At 68.6% G+C, this 7015-nt stretch carries 3 protein-coding genes and 1 pseudogene; 2 read left to right on the top strand and 2 right to left on the bottom strand.

The features are described from left to right. Nucleotides 1-1092: TolC family protein (locus Q0U08_RS15905; protein WP_298092537.1), on the top strand; the 1092-nt coding region annotated here is incomplete at its 5' end. On the opposite strand, the gene Q0U08_RS15910 is transcribed toward Q0U08_RS15905, so the two are convergent. Continuing rightward, nucleotides 1089-3362 (bottom strand): S9 family peptidase, encoded by a 2274-nt coding sequence (locus tag Q0U08_RS15910; protein WP_298092538.1) that lies wholly within the window; start codon nt 3360-3362, stop codon nt 1089-1091. The genes Q0U08_RS15905 and Q0U08_RS15910 overlap by 4 nt on opposite strands. Then, a complete protein-coding gene (locus Q0U08_RS15915) occupies nt 3359-6433 on the bottom strand; it encodes a glycoside hydrolase family 2 TIM barrel-domain containing protein (protein ID WP_298092539.1) in 3075 nt (1024 codons plus the stop codon). Before Q0U08_RS15915 ends, Q0U08_RS15910 begins: the two co-directional genes overlap by 4 nt. Nucleotides 6434-6604: 171 nt before the next feature. Between Q0U08_RS15915 and Q0U08_RS15920 the strand changes: the two are divergent. Further along, nucleotides 6605-7015: pseudogene (locus tag Q0U08_RS15920) on the top strand (alpha/beta hydrolase); the annotation flags it as partial.

The following is a 7015-nucleotide window of genomic DNA, read 5'->3' on the forward strand; positions in this document are numbered from 1 at the left end:
GTCGGCGCCTATGCGCAGCGTTCCGCCGAGGAGGAACTGCTCCCCGGCGCCGCCTTGCCCAGTAATTTCGTCTATTCGGGCGGCGCCACCGTCTCCTATCAGATCGACCTCGCCGGCCAGATCACCCGTGCGGTGGAGGCGGCCGACGCCGACCTCGCCACCACCCAGGCCGCGCGCGACGGCGTTCGCGTCACCGTCGCCGCCGATACGACGCGCGCCTATCTCGCCGCCTGCTCCGCCGCGCGCGAGATCGCGGTCGCCGAGCGTGCGCTCGCCCTGCAACGTCGCACCACCGAGATGACCCGTCGCCTGGTCCGCGCCGGCCGCGGCATCTCGCTCGACACCACCCGCTCCGCCGCGCAGGAGGCACAGGTCCGCGCCTCCCTCCCCGGCCTGCTCGCCGCCCGCCAGGTTGCCCTGTTCCGCCTCGCCACCCTCACCGGCCGCCCGCCCGCGCAGGTCGACGCCGCGGCCGCCGCCTGCACCACCGAGCCGAGGCTCGCCCGCCCGATCCCCATCGGCGACGGCGCCGCCCTCATCGCCCGCCGCCCCGACATCCGCCAGGCGGAATGGCGCCTCCACGCCTCCACTGCACGGCTCGGCGTCGCCACCGCCAACCTCTACCCGCGTATCTCCCTCGGCGCATCGCTCGGCTCGGTCGGCCTCGCCCAAAACCTCTTCGCCGGCGACACCTTCAAATTCTCGATCGGCCCCCTCATCAACTGGCAGTTCCCCAACCGCACCCGCGTCCGCGCGCGCATCGCGGCGACGCAGGCGGCGATCGACGCGGACTTTGCCCGTTTCGACGGCACGGTGCTGGAGGCGCTGCGCGAGACGGAAACGGCGCTGACCATCTACGCCCGCGACCTGGACCGGACGGCGGCCCTGCGCGATGCCCGCGCGCAGGCGGACCGCGCCGCGCGCGACGCCGAAACGCTGTTCTGGGCCGGGCGCAGCGGTTTCCTGCCCGTGCTGGATGCGCAGCGTACCGCGATCGCCGCCGAACAGACGCTGGCCGCCGCCGAAAGCCGCCTCGCCGCCGATCAGGTCCAGCTCTTTCTGGCGCTGGGCGGCGGCTGGCAGCAGGGTTAGCGCGCGTTACGGTTCGGCACCTGCTCACCCAGCAGCGCGCGGCGGAAAAAGTCATATTGCCGCCGCTGCGCATAGCGGACCGGACCCGTCGTCCGCCCCGCCGCGTGTTCGCCGTTCGGCACCACCAGCAGCTCGAAGTCCTTGTCCGCCCGGATCAGCGCATCGACCACCTGCATCGTCGAGGCAGGGTCGACGTTCGAGTCCTGCTCGCCCACCACCATCAGCAACCGGCCCTGCAACCTGGCGGCATGCACCACGCCCGATGCATCCAGATAGCTCTGGTCGACCGGCCAGCCGAGCCACTGTTCGTTCCACTCGATCTTGTCCATCCGGTTGTCGAAACACCCGGCATAGGCGACCCCCGCCTTGTAGAAGTCGGGATGGAAGAGCAGCGCGTTCAGCGTACTCTGCCCTCCGGCCGACCCGCCATAGATGCCGACCCGCGACACATCGACCGCCGGATCCTTCGCCGCCAGCGCCTTGATCCAGGCGATCCGGTCGGGGAACCCCGAATCGTCCAGGTTCTTCCACGCCACGTCGTGAAACGCCTTGGACCGGTTCGCCGTCCCCATTCCGTCGATCATCACCACGATGAAGCCCAGATCGGCGATCTGCTGCATTCCCATCGCCTTGTCGCCGCCGGAAAAGCCGCCGAACGGCCAGAAGCCCTTGGGCACGAAGCTGTCATGCGGGCCGGCATAGATGTTCTCGATCACCGGATAGCGCTTGGCGGGATCGAAATCGCGCGGGCGCACTACCAGCCCCCATATATCGGTGCGCCCGTCGCGCCCCTTGGCGACAAAGGTTTCCGGCGGGCGGAAGCCGGCGGCGGTCAGCGCGCGCACGTCGCCGCGTTCCAGCACCGCGATCACCCGGCCGCTCTCGCCATCGCGCAGCTCGGCCACCTCCGGCCGGTCGGTGCGCGACCGCACATCCACGAAGCGCGTACCGTCCGGCGAGAAACTGGCCTCGTGCATCTCGTCGCCATCGGTCAGGCGAACGAGATTGCGCCCGTCGAAATCCACCCGGAACCAGTGTTTGTGATACGGGTCCTCGCCCGGTGTCACCCCGCTTGCCGAAAACCAGATGCGGCGCTTCGCATCGTCGACATGCGCGATATCGCGCACCACCCAGTCGCCCCGGGTGATCTGCCGCTTCACCCGCCCGGTCGCGCCGTCGATCAGGTAGAGATGTCGCCAGCCATCGCGTTCGGATGCCCAGATCAGTTCGCGCCCGGCATCACCCACATCGTGCAGGAAGCGCCGTTCGGCATGGACGAAGGTTTTCGCATCCTCCGTCACCGCAAGCTGCGCCACGCCGCTTGTCGCATCGACCGCGATCACCCTGGCCTGGCCGAAGCCGCGCCTGAGATAGTCGAACGCCACGCTGCGCCCGTCCTTGCGCCAGCGCAGGCCCGACAGGCTGTACGCATTGGGAAACAACGCATCCGCCACTTCCGTCCGCCGCCCGGTGGCGGTGTCGAAGATCATCGGCTGCTCCCGGTCCACCGCATCGCCGGGCTTGGGATAAAGCTGCTCGGCCAGCACCGGCTGCACCCGGCCGGGTGGTGATGATACGACGCGTGTCACGATCCGGCGATAACCCGGCCGGACCCGGTAGGCCGCGATATGGCGCCCATCGGGGGCCCAGGCGATGCTTTCGGGGTCGTAGAAGTCGCCCGCGCTGCCATCGGCGCTGCGCCACCGCTCGCGCCCGCCGCCTGCGTCACGCACCACCAGATTGTCGTCCACCACCAGCGCTTCCAGACGCCCGTCGGGCGAGGGCTGGGGATCGTTCAGCGCCGGCACACTCAGGTCGCGCACCACGCCGAACCCGCGCGGCCGGTGGCGATCCACCACCTTCTCGCATCGCGGCGCCGCCAGCGTACAGTGATAGGGTTGATAATCGATCAGCGCGACGATCGCCCCGCGTCCGTCCTGGTACGTGAAATGCTCGAACGGCAGGCGCAGCGGATCGACCGGCCGGTCCAGCACTTTCGCCAGCGCCGGCGCCAGCGCGGCCGCATCGAAGGCCGGCCGCTTAGCCTGCGTTGCCGCATCCACATCGATAAAGGCGAAGCCCCCCGCCACCGTCTTGCGATAATGGAAGTGGCGACCATCACCGTCCCATTCCGCCGGAAAGGCGATATCGCGGGTCAACCATTGCCATTGCTCGCGCAGGCCGATCGACCGTTCCGTCACATCCTCCGCCGGAACCGCGGCCGGCGCCGCCGCCTGCATCAGCGACAGCGCGATCAGCAGCGCCTTCATCGCGCCGCTCCCAAGGTGAACGACCACGTCATCGGCTTCAGCGGCACCCGGTATTTCATGTGCGCCCGGCCATCCAGGCTCCACCCGGTATCGCCGCCGACACCACCCTGCGCGGCATCGACCAGCAGCGTGCCGTCGCCATGCGGCCGGATGTCCGAACTATGCGCCTTGCCCGGCGGCTGCATGGCAAGGTCGGCATAAGGGAAGGCCAGCGCATTCACCGCCAGCGGCTGTCCACCGGTCAGCTTCACCCCCTTGCCCGCCGCGTCCTCCAACGCGATCCAGCGCACGTCCTGCTTGGTCCCGCTTTCCTGCGGCCGGGCATAGCCGTGATATTGCTCGGCCAGCGTGCCCCGCCACTCGGCGACCAACCCGCTCGTCTGGCGATCGACATAGGTTTCATGCGGCCCTCGGCCGTACCACCGCACCCGGCTCAGCACCGGCGGCGTGCGGAACTGCAGCCCGACGCGCAGCGGATCGGGCAGGTCGTCGCGCAGCGGCGTGAACGCCACGTCCGCGCGCGCGGTGCCGTCCGGCGCCATTGTCCAGCGTGTTTCCATCTTGACCGATCCGACGCCCATGTCATGCATCACGACGATCGCGTCACCGTCGATCCGTACCGCGTCGGTGCGCCGGTTCTCGCTGAACTGCTTCCACATCGCATGGCTGGTCGGCACGCTCGTGCCGATATCGTTGTCGGTCGGCGCCCGCCAGAAATCGGGTGCCCCGCCGGTCAGCAGCGTGCGCCCGCCCCGCGTATAGCCACGCAGGAGGCCACTCGCCTTGTCCACCTCCAGCACCGCGTCGCCCGCCGCCAGCCGCAGCACCGCCTCCCCGTCGACCGGGGTCACGCCTGCCGCCACCGCCGGCAAGGCCCGCGGCCCGGTCAGCGCGAACTGCTCCCAGCCCACCACATGCCCGGCTTCCACCAGCGGGATCGCCCCTGCCTTCGACCGGGCGCGCAGCACCAGCCGCCGCTCCGCCCCCGGATCGCGCGCCGCCGGCGGCGTCAGTTGCAACGGCGCGCGTCCGCCCGGCGCCACCACCGGCACCGGGATATCGCCCCGCGCCACCTCGACCCCGTCCTCCAGCATCGCCCAGTCCAGCGTGTAGCCCGACAGGTCGACATGATCGTTGCGATTGACCACCACATAGCCCGGCGCCATCCGCTCGAACGCCACCGGCGCATACACCTTGGCCATCTCGTAATATTCCGGGTCGGGCGTCCGGTCCGACCGGATCACCCCGTCGCCGACCGGGCTGTCGTCGCCGCCCTTATTGGGGAAGTCCGGGCCCTGCGCCCAGTAATCGCGGCCGGCCTTGTCCTTGGCGATCAGGGTCTGGTCCACCCAGTCCCAGATGAAGCCGCCCTGCAACTTCGGGTGCGCGCGGATCACATCCCAATAATCCTGGAAATTGCCCAGGCTGTTGCCCATCGCATGCGCATATTCGCACAGGATCAGCGGCTGGCTGAATTCCGGACGCACCGCATAATCGGCGATCTTCTCGACATCGTCATACATGGGTGCGAAGATATCGACATAGTCGTTCACCGGATGGCGCCAGCCGCTCATGCTGTGCCCCAGAAAGCTGACCAGCCGCGACGGGTCACGCGCCTTCACCCACTTCGCCGCCGCCTCGAAATTGGGGCCGGTCCCCGTCTCGTTGCCCAGCGACCAGAAGATGATCGACGGGTGGTTCTTGTCCCGCTCTACCATGCGCTGCACCCGGTCCAGATGCGCCGCCTTCCATTCCGGCTTGTGGCCCAGCAGCACGCTCTCGTCCCGGGTCTGCTGGAACAGGCTCAGATAGCCGTGGCTCTCGATATCGGCCTCGTCCATCAGGTACAGGCCGATCTCGTCGGCCAGCGCATAGATGCGCTCGTCATTGGGATAATGCGACAGCCGCAGCGCATTGACGTTGCCGGCCTTCATCAACTCCAGGTCGCGGCGCAGCGTGGCATCGGAGACGATGCGTACGGTATGCGGGTCATGCTCGTGCCGGTTCACGCCGCGGATCATGATCCGACGCCCGTTCACCCGCACCTCGCCGCCCTTGATCTCCACGGTGCGGAAACCGATGCGCCGGCTCGTTGCCTCGATCACCTTGCCCTTCTCATCGAGCAGTTCGACGAGCAGCGTGTAGAGCGCCGGTGCCTCCGCGCTCCATGTCCGCACGGCCGAAATGTCGCCATCCAGCGTCGCGATCCGGTCTGCCCCCGGCGCCCCTTCGCGAACCAGCACCGGCCGCGCGCCGTCCAGCACGCTGGCGCGGACCCGCACGCCTTGCGCCGCCCCGGCCACCGCCACCCCCAGCTTCAGCCGCCCGTCCCGGTATCCCGTGTCCAGCCCCGCCGACACGTCAAGATCGCGGATATGCGTGGCGGGCGCGGCATACAACGTCACGCTCCGCTCGATCCCGTTGACCCGCCAGAAATCCTGGTCCTCCAGGTAACTGCCATCGGCATAGCGATACAGCTCGATCGCCACGGTGTTACGCCCGGTGTGCATCTGCGCGGTCACGTCGAACTCGGCCGGCAGCTTGGAGTCCTCCGAATAGCCGACCCGCTGCCCGTTCACCCACAGATAATAGGCCGCACCGGCCGCGCCGATCGTCAGCAACAGCCGTCGCCCGGCAAAGTGCGCGGGCACCATGACGTCGCGGCGATAGGATGCCACCTCGTTGACGCTATGATCGATGAAGGGCTGGTTGCGCGGAAACGGATAACCGCTGCCGACGAAGACCGGGCTGCCATGTCCCTCCGCCTGCAGGATGCCCGGCACGCGCATCGTGCCCCAGCCTGCGACATCATATCCCGGTTGCTCGAACCCCTTGGGCCGTGCCTCCGGATTGGGTGCCAGCTTCATCCGCCAGTCGCCGTCCAGCGACAGGTGATAGCGCGACCGGCGGACATCACCCTTCAGCGCCGCCTGCCTGGTGTCGAACCCGGCAAAGGTCGCGTGCATCGGCTCGGCGCCTTCGCGGATCACCTCGGGTCGTTCCCATTCGGCCTGTTGTGCCACCACAGGAGCCGCGAGCAGCCCGACCAACAGCGATAAGCGTACCGACATCATCACTCCCAACGCGACACGATCCGGAGTGCCGGTATTTCGTATACCGTAACAGCGATTTATGAGCGATCAATCCCTGATGCGGTACCGCCCTCGGCCGCGCCATTGCATTGCGCGGTAACGCGCTGCACGATCGGCCGGAAACCGGGTGAAGGTAAGATGCGGATGGAGATGGACGGGACGTCACGCCGCATGCTGCTCGCCGCCGGAATGACCGGTCTGCTTCCCCTCCCCGCTGCCGCCGCGCCTGCGCCGCGTGTCGAGCGCCTGCCGCTATGGCCCGGACGCCCGCCCGGTGGCGAGGGCTTGGACGTAACCGACCAGACCGTCTTTCGCTCACCGGAAAACAAGCCGGACGACATAGCCTGGCCGCATGTCGCGACGCCGATGCTCACCGTCGTGCATCCCGATCGCCCCAATGGTGCCGCCGTGCTGATCTGTCCCGGTGGCGGCTATGCCCGTGTCGCGACCGGCCGCACGGGGGGTGAAGTCGCACGCCGGCTGGCCGCGGCGGGCGTCACCGCCTTTGAACTGCTCTACCGCCTGCCGCATGACGGCTGGGCCGCCGGCCCGGACACGCTT

Origin of the sequence: uncultured Sphingomonas sp. (assembly GCF_946477935.1) — a bacterium.
Classification (GTDB): Bacteria; Pseudomonadota; Alphaproteobacteria; order Sphingomonadales; family Sphingomonadaceae; genus Sphingomonas.

What these genes read in the sequence shown, in the direction of transcription:
- Q0U08_RS15910 (WP_298092538.1), bottom strand. Translation starts at nt 3,362, where the DNA reads ATGAAGGCGCTGCTGATCGCGCTGTCGCTGATGCAGGCGGCGGCGCCG.
- Q0U08_RS15915 (WP_298092539.1), bottom strand. Translation starts at nt 6,433, where the DNA reads ATGTCGGTACGCTTATCGCTGTTGGTCGGGCTGCTCGCGGCTCCTGTG.